Source organism: Ectothiorhodospira shaposhnikovii (genome assembly GCF_016584105.1).
Taxonomy (GTDB): domain Bacteria; phylum Pseudomonadota; class Gammaproteobacteria; order Ectothiorhodospirales; family Ectothiorhodospiraceae; genus Ectothiorhodospira; species Ectothiorhodospira shaposhnikovii.
The window spans coordinates 111862-130993 of record NZ_NRSM01000002.1 but is presented as its reverse complement, the minus strand read 5'-3'; the positions used below and the strand labels follow the sequence as shown (position 1 = coordinate 130993).

13 protein-coding genes and 1 pseudogene are annotated in these 19132 nt (G+C 60.8%); 10 read left to right on the top strand and 4 right to left on the bottom strand.

From position 1 onward, the window contains the following. Positions 1 to 250: 250 nt before the first annotated feature. Positions 251 to 778, top strand: a complete 528-nt coding sequence (locus tag CKO35_RS01850; RefSeq protein ID WP_200171996.1) for a DUF2939 domain-containing protein — start codon at positions 251 to 253, stop codon at positions 776 to 778. 12 nt (positions 779 to 790) lie between these two features. On the opposite strand, the gene CKO35_RS01845 is transcribed toward CKO35_RS01850, so the two are convergent. After that, complete coding sequence (locus CKO35_RS01845; protein ID WP_200171994.1) at positions 791 to 2116, bottom strand: citrate synthase; 1326 nt, start codon at positions 2114 to 2116, stop codon at positions 791 to 793. A 181-nt stretch (positions 2117 to 2297) separates the two neighbouring features. Between CKO35_RS01845 and CKO35_RS01840 the strand changes: the two genes are divergently transcribed. Together CKO35_RS01840 and CKO35_RS01835 are read left to right on the top strand one after the other, a co-directional pair. Then, on the top strand, positions 2298 to 4061 hold the full coding sequence (locus tag CKO35_RS01840) for a bifunctional metallophosphatase/5'-nucleotidase (RefSeq protein ID WP_200171987.1): 1764 nt from the start codon (positions 2298 to 2300) through the stop codon (positions 4059 to 4061). Between the two features lie 175 nt (positions 4062 to 4236). Continuing rightward, entirely contained in the window at positions 4237 to 4638 is a 402-nt protein-coding gene (locus CKO35_RS01835; protein WP_200171985.1) for a DUF4019 domain-containing protein, read from the top strand. Between the two features lie 240 nt (positions 4639 to 4878). Here the strand turns inward: CKO35_RS01835 and CKO35_RS01830 are convergent. Further along, positions 4879 to 5814: pseudogene (locus tag CKO35_RS01830) on the bottom strand (MinD/ParA family protein); the annotation flags it as partial. A gap of 251 nt (positions 5815 to 6065) precedes the next feature. Here CKO35_RS01830 and CKO35_RS01825 point away from each other — a divergent pair. From CKO35_RS01825 to CKO35_RS01795, 7 genes are all read left to right on the top strand, one after another. Then, entirely contained in the window at positions 6066 to 8108 is a 2043-nt protein-coding gene (locus CKO35_RS01825; protein ID WP_200171981.1) for an HDOD domain-containing protein, read from the top strand. 32 nt (positions 8109 to 8140) lie between these two features. Then, positions 8141 to 10324 (top strand): putative bifunctional diguanylate cyclase/phosphodiesterase, encoded by a 2184-nt coding sequence (locus CKO35_RS01820; RefSeq protein WP_200171979.1) that lies wholly within the window; start codon positions 8141 to 8143, stop codon positions 10322 to 10324. Positions 10325 to 10421: 97 nt separating this feature from the next. After that, entirely contained in the window at positions 10422 to 12218 is a 1797-nt protein-coding gene (locus tag CKO35_RS18305) for an EAL domain-containing protein (protein WP_200171977.1), read from the top strand. Between the two features lie 50 nt (positions 12219 to 12268). After that, on the top strand, positions 12269 to 13483 hold the full coding sequence (locus CKO35_RS01810; protein ID WP_242466956.1) for a SpoIIE family protein phosphatase: 1215 nt from the start codon (positions 12269 to 12271) through the stop codon (positions 13481 to 13483). 13 nt (positions 13484 to 13496) lie between these two features. After that, a complete protein-coding gene (locus CKO35_RS01805; RefSeq protein ID WP_200171973.1) occupies positions 13497 to 14057 on the top strand; it encodes a SiaB family protein kinase in 561 nt (186 codons plus the stop codon). Positions 14058 to 14082: 25 nt separating this feature from the next. Continuing rightward, on the top strand, positions 14083 to 14475 hold the full coding sequence (locus CKO35_RS01800; RefSeq protein ID WP_200171971.1) for a DUF1987 domain-containing protein: 393 nt from the start codon (positions 14083 to 14085) through the stop codon (positions 14473 to 14475). Beyond that, positions 14472 to 15251: a GGDEF domain-containing protein gene (locus tag CKO35_RS01795; RefSeq protein ID WP_200171969.1), complete on the top strand. Its 780-nt coding sequence runs from the start codon at positions 14472 to 14474 to the stop codon at positions 15249 to 15251. Before CKO35_RS01800 ends, CKO35_RS01795 begins: the two co-directional genes overlap by 4 nt. A gap of 167 nt (positions 15252 to 15418) precedes the next feature. On the opposite strand, the gene CKO35_RS01790 is transcribed toward CKO35_RS01795, so the two are convergent. Both CKO35_RS01790 and CKO35_RS01785 read right to left on the bottom strand, forming a co-directional pair. After that, entirely contained in the window at positions 15419 to 16924 is a 1506-nt protein-coding gene (locus tag CKO35_RS01790; protein ID WP_200171967.1) for an alkaline phosphatase, read from the bottom strand. A 118-nt stretch (positions 16925 to 17042) separates the two neighbouring features. Next, positions 17043 to 19112, bottom strand: a complete 2070-nt coding sequence (locus CKO35_RS01785) for a TonB-dependent receptor plug domain-containing protein (RefSeq protein ID WP_200171965.1) — start codon at positions 19110 to 19112, stop codon at positions 17043 to 17045. Positions 19113 to 19132 lie beyond the last annotated feature (20 nt).

Here is a 19132-nt window from a genome sequence, read left to right as displayed (position 1 = left end):
TACTTGAAGCGCTGCCCGTCGAACCCGTCGGGTGTCTTTGGATTCGTGATGTGTCCGGAGTCGCCCCTGAAAAGGTCGGTGGGATTTCCGGTCTTTCAGTGAGCCCTGCCTGCCGCCACCCCCATGTCCCCATGCTGAAAGCTGCGCATTCCGCTAGGATATCAGCGATTTTCCCGATTTCACCCGTCGACGACGGGGGCCGGGCACTGATTCCCGGCCATTCCAGTTCAGCTCATACGGTCATGCTTCTATGAAAATGCTTATCAAACCCCTGGTCATTGCAGGTTTGCTCGCACTCGGTGGCTGGTACTACTACGCCCCTTACCACACCGTGTCCCAGATGCAGGCGGCAGTGGAATCCCGGGATGCCGATAAGCTGGCCCGTCATGTGAATTTCCCGGCCCTGCGGGAAGACGTGCGGCAGACACTCAATCAGGTTCTTGCCCAGGAACTGGCTGATTTTCGTCGGGACAACCCCTTCGGGGGACTCGGCGTGGCCGTGGCGGGGGCGCTGCTCAAGCCGCTGGTGGATGCGGTGGTGTCTCCTGCCGGGATATCCACCATCATGGAGGGGTATATCCCCGAGCCCGATGGCCGTGGCATGAGTTTCACTTCCCAGGGCCAGACCCGGACCCGCATGGGGTACTCGGGTCTGGACCGGTTCGTGGTCACCATGCAAAGTGAGCATGATCCCCTGCAGCAAGTGGATCTGGTGCTGGTGCGCCAGGGGACCTTCTCCTGGAAGCTTGCGGCGCTGCGGTTCCCCTGGGCGGAGTAAGCGCGGGACGGATCATTCGCCCTGACGGACCCGCTCCTCCATGGGCAGGTAATGGGCATCGGTGGTCCCCGTGTAGATCTGCCGTGGCCGCGCAATCCGGCTACCCGGCGCCTGGTGCTGTTCCCACCAGTGGGCGATCCAGCCGGGTAGCCGTCCGATGGCGAAGATCACCGTGAACATGTTGGTGGGAATGCCCATGGCCCGCAGGATGATGCCGCTGTAGAAGTCCACGTTGGGGTAGAGCTTGCGATCCACGAAGTAGGGGTCCGACAGGGCGATCTCCTCCAGCCGGCGGGCAATATCCAGCAGGGGATCGTTGCGGTTGAGTACCGGCACCAGTTCCTGGGCGATCTTCTGCAGCATCTGGGCGCGGGGATCGAAGTTCTTGTAGACCCGGTGGCCAAAGCCCATCAGCCGCACCTTGCTGTCCTTGTCCTTGGCCAGCTTGACGTATTCCTCGGGCGTGATGTTGCCCTGATGGATCTGTTCCAGCATGTTGAGCACTTCCACGTTGGCGCCGCCGTGCAGCGGCCCCCACAGGGCGCAGACCCCGGCGGCGCAGGAGGCGAACAGGTTGGCGCCGCTGGAACCCACCATGCGCACGGTGGAGGTGGAACAGTTCTGCTCATGATCCGCGTGCAGGATCAGGATCAGGTTCAGGGCCTTGCTGACGATCTCCGGACAGACGTACTGTTCATAGGGCTGGGAGAACAGCATGTGCAGGAAATTGGGCACGTACCGCATCGCCGGATGGGGATACATGTAGGGCAGGCCCTTGGAGTGCCGGTAGGCGTAGGCCGCGATGGTGCGAACCTTGCTGATGAGGCGGGCCGAGGCCTGGCGGAATTGCCGCTCGTCCTCCAGTTCATGGAGTTCCGGATAGAAGCAGGAGAGGGCGTTGATCATGGCGGACAGGATGGCCATGGGCGGCGCGGCCCGGGGGAAACCCTGGAAGTGATACTTCATGCCTTCGTCGATGTTGGCAAAGCGGGTCAGGTCCGCCGAGAAGGAGGCATATTCCTCTGCCGTGGGCAGGGTGCCGTTGATCAGCAGCATGGCCACTTCGATGAAGGAAGAGCTGTCGGCGAATTCCTCGATGGGAATGCCCCGGTAACGCAGGATGCCCTTGTCGCCGTCGATGAAGGTGATGCCGCTTTCGCAACTGCCGGTATTGCCGTAGCCGGGGTCCAGGGTGATGTGGTTGGTCTGGCCGCGCAGGCTGGAGATGTCGATGGCGCGTTCGCCCTCGCTGCCCTCCACCACGGGGAGGCTGATGGTCTGCCCGTCCAGGGTCAGGGTGGCGTTGCCTCGTGATGTGGATGGGGTCAGGCTGGTCATGGGGACCTCCAGGGAGGGTGAGGGATGGTTCGGTGTGTGGGTAATGATGCATGAAGATATTCAATCCAGGCATCATTCTGCAATGGTGTGGACTGTCATGGATCACTGTCCGAATCATCACGCCGTGGTCATATTGCTGGGGCAACCTTGGAGTGAAATATCATGCTGACGGGAGCCCCCCATGCAACGCCCTGCATTGATTGCCCTGAGTGTCGTGGTTTCCTTGCTGTTCAGTGCCTGCAATTCCGGATCGGATTCCGGGAACGCCAGGCCTGATGCTCGTTTTCCCGAGGTCAGCCTGACCTTGCTCCATACCAACGACATCCATGCCCGACTGGAACCCATTGCCGCTTCGGGAGGCGCACCGGAGTTGGGCGGCGTGGCCAGGATCAAGACCCTGGTGGAGCAGGTGCGTGCCGAACGGGGCGCGGACAATGTACTGTTGGTGGACGCCGGTGATTATTCCCAGGGCACCATCTTCTGGAATGCCTGGAAGGGGGCGGAGGCGGTGATGTTTCTCAACGCCATCGGCTACGATGCCATCACCCTGGGTAACCACGAGTTCAATCTGGGACCGGACAATCTGACCGACCGTTTCACCGGCCAGCCAGTGACCATCGCCGGTGTGGACCGGGCCACGGAGTCCATCCGGTTGCCGGTGGTGGCTACCAATCTGGATCTGAGCGGGGAGCCGGGGCTGGCCATGCAGGTTCAGCCCTCCGCCATCATAGAACGCGCCGGGGTACGCTTCGGTATTCTTGGCCTGCTGACCGACACCACCAGTAACATCTCCAGTCCCGGACCCGGTGTGATCTTCCGGGACTATGTGAGCAGCGTCCAGGCGGAAGTGGACCGGCTGCGACAGGAAGAGGGCATTGAACATTTCATCCTCCTCTCCCACGTGAATCACAGTCTCGATGTGGCTCTGGCCGCCCGGTTGTCCGGGGTGGATATCATTGTGTCCGGGCATGATCATGTGCTGCTGGGAGACCCGCAGGAACTCCCGGAGTGGAGCCATGATCAGATCCGGGGCCCCTATCCGGCGGTGGTCACCGATCGGGACGGGGGCACTACCCTGGTGGTCAGTGCCTGGGAGTGGACTCGGGTGCTGGGGCGCCTGGACGTGACCTTCGATGACGAGGGTCGGGTTTCCGGCTGGTCGGGTGGGCCCATTGTCGCCGATCTGTCGGTGGCGGAGGATGCCGACCTGGTGGGGAGGGTGGCGGCATACCGGGCGCCGGTGGATGAATTCGCCAACGTCATCATTGGTTCCGCCGGGCTGTTTTTTGATGGCGCCCGGATTCCCGGAGTGCGTTCCACCGAGATGCCCCTGGGGAATCTGGTGACGGATGCCATGCTCTCCTACCCTCAGCTGGATGGCCTGAATGTGCAGGTGGCCCTGACCAATGGTGGTGGCATCCGCGCCTCCATCAACCAGGGAGATGTGAGCTTCGGGGATGTCCTGGCGGTATTGCCTTTTGGCAACACCCTGCAGGTGGTGGACGTGACGGGCGAGGAGTTGGTGGCGGCTCTGGACAACGGACTCACCTGGGCCTACAACCCTTCCGACAACAGCGTGCGTTCCAGCGGGGCCTGGCCCCATGTGGCCGGCATGGTGGTGCGTTTCTGCCAGGGCACGGTGGCGGATATCCAGGCGGGCACCCTGCCGCCGCGGGACTGTGATGGTGCCCTGCGCAGCGGGGGGGTGGTGCGATCGGTGGAGATGGGGGGCGAGCCGCTGGATTACGATGCCACCTACCGGGTGGTGACCAACGATTTTCTGGCCGGCGGCGGTGATTTCTATCTGCCTTTACAGCAGGCATGTGCCCGGGAGGGTAATTTCTGCGAGGACACCTTCCTGTTGATGCTGGATGCCCTGGTGGAGCAGTTTGAACGGCATTCACCGGTGACACACGCACTGGAAGGACGTTTGCTGGCTGAGTGAGCAGGGCGGACCCGTTAGGGCCGGCTGAAATGCTGGACCGGGCTCCCGCCGTCACTGCCGCGAAGACGGGAGTCCGGGGTTTTCCGTCCGTGACGGGATGCTCGACTACTTGGTAATGACGATGCAGAATGTCTTGAAGGAATAATCCCAGTGTAAGGAGGCAATGATGAAAACCATGCGAATTTTCCCACTGTTTCTTGTCTTGCTGCTGTGCCTGCCGGTACATGCGGACATGGATGTGGAGCATGCCGAGGCAGCGGCGCTTGCATGGATTGAGGCCATTGACAGGGGAGATATCCTTGAGGCGTGGCACTTGTCGTCACCACTTATGCAGGAGATCGCAAGTCCCGATGCCTTGGCGAAGGCCATTCAGGCCGCCCGCGGAGGAATGGGTTCGGTCATCGACAGGAAGCTTGTGGACGCCCGGCGAGAGACATCCCTTCCGGGTGCGCCGGATGGTGAATACATCGTCCTGAGCTTCCATGCCCGGTTCGAAAACAAGCAGCAGGCGGTGGAAACCGTGACCCCCCGACGGGAAAACGGCACCTGGAAAGTGAGTGGTTATTTCATCAGATGATCCTTGCCGGTAAAGTCGGCACGGGTTCATTCAAGTCGATTTCTGCAGTCGCCTCAGGCGGTCCATCAGGCTGATTCCTTGTCGCCCCAGTTGCCTGAGCTGATCGGTGAGTTGCTGTTGAGGGCCGAAACGGGCTTCATCATAGGCATGATGACTGGCCGGTAGCACCCGGCCTGGGTCGTCCGTCCTGATGGAGTCGTCGCGGCTGAACAGGGTTTCCGAGCGCGGAGTGTGCGAGGGTGGTGTTTCGGCGGGTGATCCGTCATCGGATCCGGAGGCGTGGAGGCTGGCGTCGCCGGATCCTTCGTCGGCTCCCGTCGGCTTGAGCCAGCACTGACTGAAAAGGCGCACGGGATTTGCCTCGTGGGGCGTGTTTTCCAGGGCATCCGCCACCCGCTGGAATGCCCTGTGAGAAGGGTCGTGTTCAGGGAACAGGACCACCGGATATTGCAGCATGACCGCGTTGCGCAGGCTTTCATCCCGCTGGATGAAGCTGAGGAAGTGCACGCGGGCCTTCAGGTACTTTTCCACCGCCCCGCTGAAACGCTGAAACACGTCCCTTGCTTCATGTACGTCGCCCACCATGTTGACCAGAACCTGGCAATTTACCGTCCCCTGACGCAGGGCCAGACGCAGCAGCGAATAAGCGTCCGTCAGCGAGGTGGGTTCTGGTGTCAGCACCAGAAGCATGTGATGGGAAGCGCCGATGAAAGCCAGCGTGGTATCGGAAATTCCCGCGGAAGTATCCAGTAGCAGGAAATCAAATTCGCTTTCGACACGGGACAATTCTTTCGCCAGGTGTTGCCGCTGATGGGGGGCAAGATCCACGCACTCGGCGATGCCGTTGGCGCCTGGAATCAGTTTCAGGCCGTGAGGTCCGGTCTGAAGCACCGCTTCAATGGACTGCTCTCCAGAGATCACGTGCTCCAGGCTGTACTCCGGCCTCATGCCCAGCAGCAGGCTGACGTTGGCAAGGCCCGTATCCGCATCCAGGATGCAGACCTTGTGTCCACGCATGGAGAGACAGATCCCCAGGTTGACCGCGATGCTGGATTTCCCGACACCGCCCTTGCCGCTGGTGATGGCAATGACCTGGGGCGCCCTGACCGCGGCGGGTTCCGGCGGGGAATCCTGCAAGTTTCGGGAGATGGTTTCTGGATTGACAGGGCTGGGCATGGTCCACTTCAGCTTTTCTAGGTTGCCATGGCGTGGTGACCGGGCATCCGGATGTGTACCGATAGACCGTACGAGATATCTTTCCCTCACGGGAGTTTGCCGATAAGCGTACTTTATCTCAGAATTCAATCTATATTTGGGTTTCAGTAAGTGGGAATATTGAATCTTTCCGCCGTGAAATCCCCGTGGTCAGTCAACAAAAAAGGAAATAATGGTATGAAAGACGATGCCGGTCAGGCCATGTTTTGAACATGAGCCAGGCAAAACCTCTTCCCGACGGGATGCCCAGTTTGCCCCAGATCCTGCTGCAAATTCTGGCTGCCATTCAGGATGATCAGGTTGACCCGCCCACCCTGGGCGAGATCATCCTGCAGGATCCCGCCATGACCGCACGTCTGATTGCGGTTTCCAATTCCGCTCACTTTGCCAGATCCGGGGGATGCCATTCCATCGTCCGCGCCATCATGGTTCTTGGGCAACGCACGGTAAAGAACATCGTGATGACGGCCGCGATGCAACAGGTTTTTGATGAACTGGGGCGGCGTCACCGCCGTTACCTCAAGGATATCTGGCGCAGCACCCTGATCACGGCATCGCTGGCTCAGGTTCTGGCGACGCTCACCCGTTACCCCCGCCCTGAAGAAGCCTACCTCTGCGGATTGATGGTGAATCTCGGACGCTTGGCACGTCTGGCTCAGGATAATACCCGCTATCCCGATATGCTGGACACAACCGAAGATGATCAGGATCTATTGCGCCGGGAAATCAGCGCCTATGGTGGCAGTCATTGCGATGAGGCGGCTCGCCTGATGGAGCACTGGGGATTGTCTTCCCTGCTGTCGGATGCGGTCCGTTACCACCAGGCAGAGGTGGCCCGCGTGAGGGACGCCCATCACCTCGTGAAATTGCTGAATCTGGCGTATGCGCTGGGTCATGGTGATCACGTCAGCGAGGTCGCGCTGGAGGCGGCGGACAGTCTGTTCGGTCTCAACGAGGGGCTGAGCACGGAATTGAGGCTCGGAGTCCAGGAAGATACCCGGCGCCTGGCCGCGGCACTGGAAATCGAGTTCGAGGACAAGGACCGGGTAGTCTCCGACCTTCGGGCCGAGCGGCGACTGGCGCAATGCCTCTCCGATGTCACCGAACTGGAAAAGGTACAGGGGGAACTGACATCTGCCGGGGATTTTGAACAACGATGTCTGGTTCTGCGCAAAGTGCTTTTTCTGACCCTGGGCGTTGAACACAGCCTGCTCTTCCTGACTGATGCCAACTGCCTGGTCAGTGCATGGCATGCCCCCAGTGAGGCTCCCGCCTTCATGCTGCCCCTGGAACGGGGGAGAAGTGCTGTTATCGATGCCCTTCTGGATGCCCGTCTTCAGGTGTTGTCCCTGTCCGGAGGGGAGGATCTGCCCGTAGTGGACCGCCAGCTTTTCGGTCTCTGCCGTGCCCGGGTGCTATGGGTGTTGCCCCTTGCGGGAAAAGGCTGCCGGTCAGGCGTGCTGATCCTGGGGCTCTCCGAAGAGCTGGCGGCGCGGCTGGAGGCCCGTCGGGACTTTGTCATGACCCTGGCCAGGGAGATTGCCCAGGCTTTGGGGCGGCAGCGGCAACCCGATGTGGACAGCATGCCGGATCTGGAGCGCCGTATCAGTGAAACGTTGCATGAGGCAGGGAATCCCCTTGCCATCATCCAGAACTATCTGGCCATGCTGCGCGTCAAGCTCGGGGAAACCCATGAAGCCCGGAAGGATCTGGACCTGATCCGTGACGAGATCGAGCGGGTGGGGCGCATTCTGCTCAGGCTCAGGGAAGCCCCGGCCGCCGGCGAGACGGAAGGGCTGTTGCTGGATGAGCTGGTGGGGCAGGTGGCCGAGATCTTCAGGGGGTCCTTGTGCCAGACCCGCGATATCCGGCTTTCCCTGAGCCTTTCCGCAGGGAGTACGGGTACATTGGGCCACGCTGATTACCTGCGGCAGGTTCTCACCAATCTCCTGAAGAATGCCACCGAGGCGCTGGACAGGGGAGGAGAGATACATGTTGCCACTCGTGCGCCAGTGAATCTCAATGGGTGTCGGCATGTGGAGCTGACGGTTCAGGACAACGGCCCCGGCATTCCGGAGGCCATCCAGGCGCAGCTGTTTTCTCCCGTGGCTTCAACCAAGGGGGAAGGGCATGCGGGGCTGGGGCTGAGCATTACACGGGGTCTCATCGACAGGATGGGTGGGAATATCGTCTGTGCCAGTGGACCCGAAGGTACCCGTTTCCAGATTCTGTTTCCATTTGGCGGTCAGGGATGATTCCGACATGAATATTTCCCGGACCCAGACTGATGAATGCCCAACTTCCTGGTTTTGAACAGAAAGATCCGGCGACGGCCCGTATCCTGCTGGTGGATGATGATCTCCGTCTGCTTGAGAGTCTGCGTCACCTTCTGGAGTTGCATGATTTCAGGGCCGACACTGCGGGAGGTGGCCGTGCGGCCATGGAAAAGCTCAGGGAGCGCAGCTATGACCTCGTACTGCTTGATCTGGGCATGCCCGAGGTGGGGGGCAGGGATGTGCTGCGTTTCATGGCCACCGAGCAAATGTCCTGTATCACCGTGGTCGTCAGTGCCAACGGCTCGGTACAGGACATGACCGCAGCGCTTCGGGATGGCGCCTATGATTACCTCAGAAAGCCCTACGTCCCGGAAGAACTCCTGGCAACCGTCAACAACGCCCTGCGCCGAAAGCATCTGGAGGACATGAATTGCTGCATGCGGGGCAGGCTGGAACGATCCGAGCGTCTGCATCGCATGATCGTGAACAATTCTCCCGATATCGTTTTCATTCTGGATAAGGCAGGACATTTCAGCTTCATCAATTCCCGGGTCACTGATCTGTTGGGGTATGAGCGGGAATCTCTGCTTGGTAGCCCACTGCTGGCGCTGGTGGACGATGAGGACCGGGAAAAGGCGGCCTATTTCCTGGGGCAGGTGATGCGCCGTCACCGGGATGTCCGTTCGGTCGAGTTGATTCTGCGTCCCTCCGGACGGGTTCACTGCCGGCGCCATTTCGAGGTGGCAGTCTGGCCTCAGCAGGAGGAACATGAGGAGACCCCCTTCGGCGACATGACCCATTCGATTTACGGGACGGCACGGGATATCACCGAACGCAAGGAGTCCGAAGCCTTCATCACCTTCCAGGCCTATCATGATCTGCTGACCCGGCTTCCCAATCGGGCCCTTTTCAAGGACAGGGTCAGTCTGGCCATTGCCCATGCACGCCGCCGGGGGACCCGGCTGGCCGTCATGTTCATCGACCTCAACCGATTCAAGATCATCAATGATTCCCTGGGTCATGCCATCGGGGACCGTCTGCTGCAATCGGTGAGCCAGCGTCTGCTGGCCACCATTCGCCAGGGTGACACCCTGTCTCGTTTCGGCGGCGACGAGTTCACCCTGTTGTTGCCCGAAGTACAGGATGCCGAGGCTGCCGGGCAGGTTGCCCAGAAGCTTCTGGACAGTCTGAGTCGGCCCTTCCAGATCGGTGTCCATGAGCTCTATGTGGGGGCCAGTATCGGTATTGCCATCTATCCGGAGCAGGGGCAGGGACTGGATGAATTGATCAGGCATGCCGATATCGCCATGTACCGGGAAAAACGCTCACGAAAGAATGGTTTCAGGGTTTTCAACCCCGAGATGGGCAGTGATGCCATACCGTTGCAATTGGAGCAGGATTTCCGGCGGGCCCTGGAGCGTCGGGAGTTCCAGCTGGTGTACCAGCCCCAGGTGGATACGGCGCAATGCCGTCTGGCAGGCGTGGAAGCCCTGGTTCGCTGGCCTCATCCGGTCCATGGGGTGCTCGGACCTGTCGATTTCATCCCGCTTGCCGAAGAGACCCGCCTGATCCTTGAGCTGGATCACCTGACGCTACGCACGGCACTGGAGGAAGTGGGCAGGTGTCATCTCAACGGACATGCCGGCATGAGGCTGGCCGTGAATCTCTCGCCTATCGTGGTGGAGCACGATGATTTCGTTGACCGGGTCAAGCAATCCATTGCCGACAGTGGCTTTCCTCCCCATCTGCTGGAGCTGGAAATCACCGAAAGTCTGCTCATGTCCGATGGTCGTGCCACAGTGGAAAAGCTTGGCGCCTTGAGTAGCCTCGGGATACGTTTTGCCATTGACGATTTCGGGACCGGCTATTCCTCCCTGAGTTATCTGCAGAAACTTCCGGTTCATACACTGAAAATTGATCGCAGCTTCACCCAGGGAATCAGTGCCCGGGAAGATGAAGCCTGCCTGGTGAATGCCATCGTTTCCATGGCCAAGGGATTGCAGATGGGCGTGGTCACGGAAGGCGTGGAAACCCTGGTGCAGATGGATTATCTGCGCAGTCTGGGTTGCCCCATGATGCAGGGATATCTGTTCGGACGGCCGGCGACCCTGTCCGACATCATCGAGCGGCCGCTGTCCCTGCCGTCGGCCGGCCGGTTTCCCGGCCAGGTGGACGAACTTCCGGAGCAGGTCTAGAACATCCCTGTCAACAGCATGTCACAGCGCCGGGTTAAGCTGATATGGACACAGCGCCCCGGGATCGGGCGAATCACTTTCGTTCCGGACCTGCAACGTGACGACCTGCCAGACCATAGACTGCATTCTTGCCCGTGGTGATCTTCATGCCTTGTTCCAGCCGGTGGTTGCCCTGCGGCAAGGCGGCATCATGGGGTACGAAGGCCTTATCCGTGGCCCCTCCGACAGCCCTTTGCACGCCCCTCAGAAGTTGCTGGCCGAGGCGGCCAGGGCCGGGTGCCTGTTCGAACTGGATCTGCTCTGTCGTCGGGTGATCCTGGCGCGTTTTGCCGAACTGGGGCTTCAGGGCCATCTCTTCCTGAACGTCAATCCGGATGTGCTGGCGGATCGCAATGCGGTTCACGGCATGACGTTGCAGCTCTTGAAGGAATACGGGATTGCTCCCGAACAAGTGGTGATCGAGCTGACCGAGCAGCAGCCCATCCATGAATACGACATCATGCGGGAGGCGGTACACCATTACCGGGAAATGGGCTTTGCCATTGCACTGGATGATCTGGGGGCCGGTTACAGCAGCCTGCGCCACTGGTCGGAACTGCGACCGGAATATGTGAAGATTGACATGCACTTTGTGCAGAATGTGCACAACGATCCGGTCAAGCGACACTTCCTTCATTCCATTAAGGAGATGGCGATCAGCCTGGGGACCCGGCTGATCGCCGAGGGCATTGAAACCGAGGCCGAGTACGAAGTGGTGCATGGCCTGGAGATTCCTTTCGGACAGGGTTATCACTTTGCCAGGCCGGCAGCCAACCCACCAAGGGAACTGCCTCGCCTTGCTCTGCGCCAGCGCGGCGAGGTATCCCGATTGCGTCATCGGGGAGAGACTGTCGCGGTGCTGGCCCAGGCCAATCCGACCGTGCCCCCTGATCAGCCTCTGGGGGACACGGTCAGTCGCTTCCAGATGGAACCCGGTCTGTATTGTCTGCCGGTCATTCACGACGGCCGTCCCGTTGGCATCGTCCGTCGCCATGACATGCTCGCATTGTATTCACAGCGGTTCAGCCGCGAACTCCATGATCGCAGCCCCATCCGTTTTTTCATGAAACGGGATCCCTTGCTGGTCCATCAGGACCAGCCGCTGGAGCATCTGAGCGAAACCCTCACCGCGCGGGAAACCATCGATGATGAGTTCATCATCATCGATGGGGAGGGGCGTTATATGGGGGTGGGTCGACTGCTGGAGTTGTTGCGCCGGATCACCGCCCTGCAGGTGCGTTACGCGCGCTACGCCAATCCGCTGACCCAGCTTCCCGGCAGTGTCCCCGTGAATGAACACGTGGACCGCCTCATCGAGCTGCAGCGCCCCTTCATCATGGCCTATTGCGATCTGGATCATTTCAAGCCATTCAACGACTACTACGGCTATGCCAGGGGGGATCAGGTGATCTGTGCCCTGGGCGAGGTACTGCGTGACGCGCTGGATGACGCCGAGGACTTCCTGGGGCATGTGGGCGGTGATGACTTCATTCTTGTCCTGGCCGGTGATGGCTGGCGCACCCAGTGCCGGCAGATCCTGGAACGCTTCTCCCGGTCCGTGGTTGGATTCTACGATGAGGCGGAACGCCGGGCCGGCGGAATCCAGTCGGTGGATCGCCAGGGAAACCGCCGATTTTTCCCGTTGCTGAGCCTTTCCATCGGCGCCGTGCTGGCGCGGCCAGGGGTATTCCGCTCCCATCTGGAACTCTCCCAGCGGGCCTCAGAAGTCAAGTGCCGGGCCAAGGCCGAGACAGGGAATGCCCTGTTCGTGGACCGGCGCACCACCTGGGATCCCGCCTGGACCGGCACGGGCCCACGAAGAACCACAAAGCGGCCCCTGGTGTTTCTGTCATGATCACTCAATCCTTACGGTCCCCTGTCCCGGAGGATCTGCCCCGTCAACCCATGGCATCTGCCCGGGACTTGCTGATCCCTGTGGATCCTGTGACCCCAAACCATACCAACGAGCAGATAGCCCGCATTTTCAGCCTCAAACGCCAAGTGCAGAACCTGCCCGTGGTCCATGGAGAGCGGCCCATGGGGCTGATCAACCGCAGCCTGTTCCACAACATGATGGCCAGGCCCTACTACCCGGAGCTTTACAGCCGCCAGAGCTGTATCGCCTTCATGGACAAGAATCCCCTGGTGGTGGAAGCGGATACCCCCATCGACACCCTGACCGTGCTGGCGGTGCAGACCGGGGAAAAGGTGTTCGCCGATGGTTTCATTCTGGTGGAGGGCGGCCGTTACCAGGGAGTGGGGCAGGTGATGGACCTGATGCGGGCCATGAACGACCTCCTGGCACGTCAGCACCGGCAACTGGTGGACAGCATCGACTACGCCAGCCTCATTCAGTCCTCCCTGCTCAAGTCTTCCCGACAGGCTCTGGCCCACGGTTTTCCGGATGCCCACTGGGTGTTGTGGCAGCCGCGGGACACGGTGGGTGGCGACATCTTCCAGTGCATCAACCTGGCGGATGGCTTTCTTGTGGCTGTGTTTGACTGCACCGGTCACGGTGTGCCCGGGGCCTTCATGACACTGATCGCCGGTGCCGCCCTGGAACGGGCCATCGCCCGCCATGGCCATGATGATCCGTCGGCACTACTGGCCTCCATGAACCGGTACATCAAGCAGACCCTCAGCCAGCATGGTGCGTCCTGCCAGACTCAGGCGCTTCCGGACAACTCCGACGACGGCCTGGAGGGGGTGATCCTGCGAGGTTTCCTCCATGCCGGTCATGTCATCCATGCGGGAGCCGGGATGCCCCTGATCCACATTCGCCCGGAAGGCGAGGGCCATGGCCAGGTGATTCGTTCGGAGCGCCGCGGGGTGGGTTACGCAGCTACACCGGTGGATCAGCGGTGGCAAAACCAGCGGCTGGATCTGATGCCCGGGCAGCGCCTCTATCTGGTCAGCGATGGGGTGATCGACCAGATCGGCGGTCCTCGGCGGATCGCTTTCGGCAAGTCGCGGCTTGTCCAGTGTCTGCTGGATACCCGGGCTCTGGACATGGCCGGTCAGAAAGACGCCTTCGCACGCTGCTTCACTGATTATCGCGGCCAGCAGGCGCAGCGGGACGACCTCACCCTGCTGGCACTGCAATGGCCCGCTACTACCTGACCGGATGATCCCCATGAACCAGTATCTCTCGGACTGTGACGAACACCGGGCCTGCATTATCCGCAACCAGGGACTGGTGTTTTACTACGTCGGCTACTTTTCCCAGAACATCATCAACGCCATCGGTGATGCAGTGCGCCTGCGGCTGGAATGTTCCGAGACCCCGGGTGGCCTGCGCCGGAAAATCTTTTCCATCTTCATCGAAATGGCGCAGAACATCGTCCACTACTCCAGTGACCAGCTCACCCCGGAAACGGACCATGACCATGAGATGCGGGCAGGTTCGGTGTGCATCACCCAGGAGTCGGGACGCTTTCTGATCATCTGCAAGAACCCGGTGACCACCGAGTGGGCGCAGCAGCTGCGCCAGGAACTGGAGGCACTGAGGGTCATGTCCGTGGACCAGATACGGCAGTCCTACCGGGAGCAGTTGCGTCGGGAGGCACCAGAGCACAGCAAGGGCGCGGGACTTGGGCTTCTGACCATCGCCCGTGACAGCAGCGGCCCCATCGAGTACGCCCTGGAACCCGATCCCCGGGGGGATGTGCTGTTCACCCTCAAGGCTACCCTCTAAGGTCCCGATTCGCAGGAGCGATCGCATGGAAACCAGACTCTATATTCCGCCTTCTCCCAATACGCCCGAGGTGGACTTCGATTTTGCCGCCCGCCGCCTGTGCCTCAGGGGAGAGTCCTATCCCGAGAGCGCGGTCGGTTTCTATCACGAGATCCTGCAGCGTACCCGGGATTTCCTGGGGGGCCTGGAAGAGGATGAGATACACGTGGTCATTGAACTCCGGTATTTCAACAGTTCCAGCACCAAGATGCTGTTCAACCTGGTGGACGAACTCAACACTGCCGCCAGGGCCGGCAACTCGATCACCCTTGATTGGTACCACGACCCGGAGGACGACACCATGCTGGAGTTTGGCCAGGAACTGGCGGATGACTTTCCGGAGATCCACTTCCGGGCGATCCCCGTCGAAAACACATGAGCACCTTCACTTCCGCGAACCTTCCGGATGACGGCAGGGCAAGGCGCGTGCAGTTGCCGGAGCCGGACCTCTTCGACGCCGAAATTCGGGCCCTGGAGAGTGCATGCCGGGCCATGGACAGCGGAGATCATCAGGAACACCGCCACGCCCTGGGGGAACTGATCCGGGAGTTCGACCGGGTGATCCGGGACATGCGTCGTCTCATCAACCATGCCGATCGCACTGAGCGGGAGCTGAGCCGCGCCAACCGGCGTCTCACGGAACTGACCCGCAACCTGGCCTACCGGAACCGGCACGACGGACTCACCGGCCTGCTCAATCGGGAGACCCTCATCAACGAAGCCGAGGCCTTGCTGGCGGTACAGGGCATGTCCCTGATCCTGCTTGACATCGACCATTTCAAGCAGGTCAACGACCGCTATGGACATCCGGTGGGGGATCAGATCCTGAGGGACGTGGCCGCAGCCATGTGCATCCATGCTCCCGAGGATGGTCTGTGCGGCCGGCTGGGAGGGGAGGAGTTTGCGGTGATTTTGCCCGACCGGATTGCCGTGAGTGCGCTGGGATGCGCCGGCTGCATTGCCGACGCCATTCGTGCCGTGCGCAGGGATGGTCATCCCGGACTGCGGGTCACGGCCTCTTTCGGCATTGCCCTTGCCTCGGTTGGTACTTCCTTTGATCGGCTCTACATCTGCGCCGACGATGCCCTCTATCGGGCCAAGCACAGTGGTCGGGATCGTATCGAGGTGGTGAGAGACTGCATCACGCCGAGCTGATCGATTTTCCCTGGGACTCAAGTGAGACCGCGTTCAGGGGAAGGCGCGTTTTAATTCCAGGATTTTTCTCGCATGCTCCTGGCACCGCCTCCACATGAAGAGATGAAAAAAAAGGGGATGCGACAAAAGCCGCATCCCCTTGGGCCTGTCCGTGGCCGCGCCCGGCATCAGGGCGTGGTGATTTCCAGATTCAGGGCGCGGGAGATCACCCGGTGTACGGCTGAATTGTCGATGTAGCGGCCGTCGCTGAAGCCGATGATGTCCCGAAGGCCCGCGTCCGTCCCGATGACCATGTCGTAGAAATATTCGGCACCGGCGCCGTGGGCGAACATCAGGGTGTTTTCGTTGGTGTGGGTGCCGTAATGCCAGCGCACGCCGGGGAGCACGCCGGCACCGTTGTTCTGGATGGGCTGGAAGGGGATGGCGTCGGAGTCCGGCCCCATGGGCATGCCGTTGCCATGGTCGGTGAGTACGATGACCAGGGTCTCATCCCAGCTGCTGTTCTGCTCCACCCACTCCACCACGGCGGCCACGGAACGGTTGAAATCCACCTGTTCCTCGATGATCCGTGCCGTGTCGTTGGCATGGGCGGCCCAGTCCACGGCGCCGCCTTCGATCATCACGAAGAAGCCGTCCGGATCCTGGCCCAGGTAGGTCAGGGCGCCCCGGGTCATGGTCTCCAGGGAGGGCACGTTGGGGTTGAAGGCCACGCCGCTGGGATTGGTGGCGTCGGTGCCCATGACCGCTTCGGTGCGGTTGTACTGGAGGGTGTCATAGACCCGGGGGATGCCGATCAGGCGCGACGTCGTCAGGGGCAGGGTGCCGGCGGCCAGTGCCTCGAAGTCCGACTTGTCCTCAATCAGCTGCCAGGGCCGGTCGCCGCCGGCGGTGCCGTTGCGCAGGCCTTCCCAGGTGGTACGGGGGATATAGCCGCCACCGGTGCCCACCTCGTTGGCGTAGCGGGGTTGGGGCCTGGGTTGCCCGTCGGCGTCATATTCCGGGTGGCCGCCGCCCATGATCAGATCCAGATGGTCCCGCTGCACCATGAAGGTGGCGATCTCGCCGTAATTGTTGCGGCTGATGTTCTGGGCACCGAAGGCCGCCGGGGTGGCATGGCTGAAGGGTACGCTGCTCAGCACGCCGGTGGCCTTGCCCTGTTCGCGAATCTCCTGGGTGATGAAGGTCAGGGGCTGGGCGAAGTCATCATAGTCGATGGCATTGTTGTAGGTCTTCTGGCCCGTGGCCAGCGCGGTACCGGCGGCGGCGGAGTCGGTGTAGTCTTCCTTGAGATATTCATAGCCGGCGAAGTGGTTTGGGTTTCCACCGGTGGTGGTGCTCACCGGGGTGGTGTCCCAGGCCCGCTCCGGATCGTAGGTCACCTGGGGAATGCCGGTGAAGGTGGGGGTGTTGGAGGTATTCAGCGGGGGGGTGATCATGCCGAGTTTGACGTCGAACTGGTCATAGGGCTGTCGGCCTCGCTCGCCGTATTCCCAGTAGCTGGTCATGTCCCAGGTCCCCCAGCTGGCGCCATCGGTGATCATCAGGATCACGTTTTTTGCCTGAGGATTTTGATCAGCCCGGTCTTTGTCGGAATTGTTGTCGCTGGAGCAGCTATGCAGTGAGAATGCCGCCATCAACACTGCGATGGAAATCGCGCTTCTACGGAAATTCATGCCATGCCTCGTGGTTTGGTGAATAAATCACCGAAAATCTAAGGCGGTCATGTTTAGCGATGATTAGCCATGCATGAAGATTGTGTAAAACCGCCTGGCTATGGCGGTTTTACACATTTCAGAAGCTGAGCTTCACCTGTCCGTAGATGCCGCGGCGGGTTTGGGCCGGCTGAAAGGTGGGGGTCAGGGAATAATATTCAACGCGCTCGGAATCCAGCAGGTTCCGGGCCACCATGGCCAGCTCCACCCGCTTCTCCGGTCGCCAGGCCAGCCTTATATCCATCGTGGTATAGGCCTCCAGGGGAGCAAGAAAGAGCTGGCGGCGTTTGTCCACATGTCTTATCCACAGATCCAGGTCCGTCTGGTGATTGAGGTTCCACGAGCCGCGCAGGGAGGCAATGTGTCGGGGTATGTAACTGGAGAACAGACGATCACCCCCGGTAAACTCGCCGATATCGTTGTAGCTGTAGGCAAGTTGGAGACGCAACCGTTCGTTGCCGCGCCAGTCCGCGGATAGTTCCGCGCCCGTGACGGTCAATTCGCCGGTATTGATGAACCGGTTGGGGGCAATCAGATAGGCGTTGTTTTCACCGATGAGCAGGCTGTCTGCATCCGCCACCATGGTGGCGGATCTCAGATTTTCATAACGGTGCACATACGTGGTGACATCCAGGTAGATTCCGGGCGACGGATGGCCGCGGTAGCCTGCTTCGAACGCCGTCAGCTGTTCCGAGCCGTACCCGTCATTGCTGCGGACCTCTCCCTGAATGGGCAGGCCTGCCAATGATTCGTCCAGCGGTGGATCAAACGATAACCAGCCCGGTGGGGCCACCGTCAGGATGTAGTCCGCGGTGCGTTCTCCCCGGGAGGGAATGCGTTTGGCGCGCGACAGGGAGGTCCAGAGGCTGTGCCGGGGTGTCATGTTCCAGAGCATGCGGACCGTCGGCTGAAACTCCATGCTGGTGTAGCTGTTGTGGTCCAGGCGTCCCCCCAGGGTCAGGCGCAGGCTCCGTCCCAGCGCGATCTCATCCTGGGCAAACACACTGGCGACATGCAGGGTTTCCCTGGACTGATCGATGCGGGTGGTGAAACCGCTGGAGATGTCGTCATCGAACCAGCGATAGCCGGCTCCCCAGGTGAGCGTGTGCCGGTGGGGGAAGTCCAGGCGTTGCTGGAATTCCAGGTCGACAATATGCTGCCGCTGGTGAGCGAGCATGACGGCTTCCAGATCGGAGTAGCTCCAGGAGGCATAGAATCTGGTTTCCGAATGTTCCGATGCTTGCCGGGTCAGGCCGATCTGAAGGTCCATGCCCGAAAAGCGGTCGGTGAATGTTTCCACTCGCCGGTAAGTGGGGGGGTGAAGGGGGTCCCGGACAAGACCGATCCCGTCGGAATCCGTGCGATAGAGATTTCCGGCCAACATCCACCCTCCTGCCTGTTCATTCCCGCCCAGACGAAAACCCGCCGACAGGTGATCCGATCCATCGTGGTGGTCATCGCCGGAGATGGTCCGGGACGTGGGGCCCTCGCGGTGCTGCAGATAGACGTTGTAGCTGAGGCTTTCTCCCCCCTGTCCTCCTTGTCTCAGCATGGCGAAGGATCCCGTTTCATTACCGTATCCGGTGCTGATCAAGGTGCCCTGGGTGGCGTGGGGCGGGAGAGTAATGATATTGATGACCCCATTGACGGCGTTCACGCCCCATACGGCGCCCCCGGGGCCGCGTATCACTTCGATGCGATCTATGTTTTCCAGGGGAATCTGCAGGGTGTTCCAGAGTATGCCGGAGAAGTTGGGACTGTAGGCGTTGCGGCCGTCCACCAGCACCATCAGCTTGTTGGACAGATATTCCGTGTGGCTGCGGATGGAGATGGCCCAGCGATCTTCGCTGATGCGGGCAACATCCACCCCCGGCGCGAGGCGCAGGGCCTCCGGCAGGGACCGGGCCCCCGAGCGCCGGATATCCTCGGAAGTGATGATATGCACCGCGGCGGCGACATCTGACAGAGGCTGGGAGCGACGGCTGGCCGAGACCACCTCCTGCCGGAGAAGATCTTCCAGGGAGAGCCGCAGAAAATGATCAATGTCGGTGGCCTGGGCTGGATGAGTGAAGATGCCGAACATCATCATGGCAAACACGGCAAAGGGTGGCCTGCCTCCAGATGGTGACGGTCTGCCGGTGATGGTCAAGTGCGCTCTCATAATCGGTC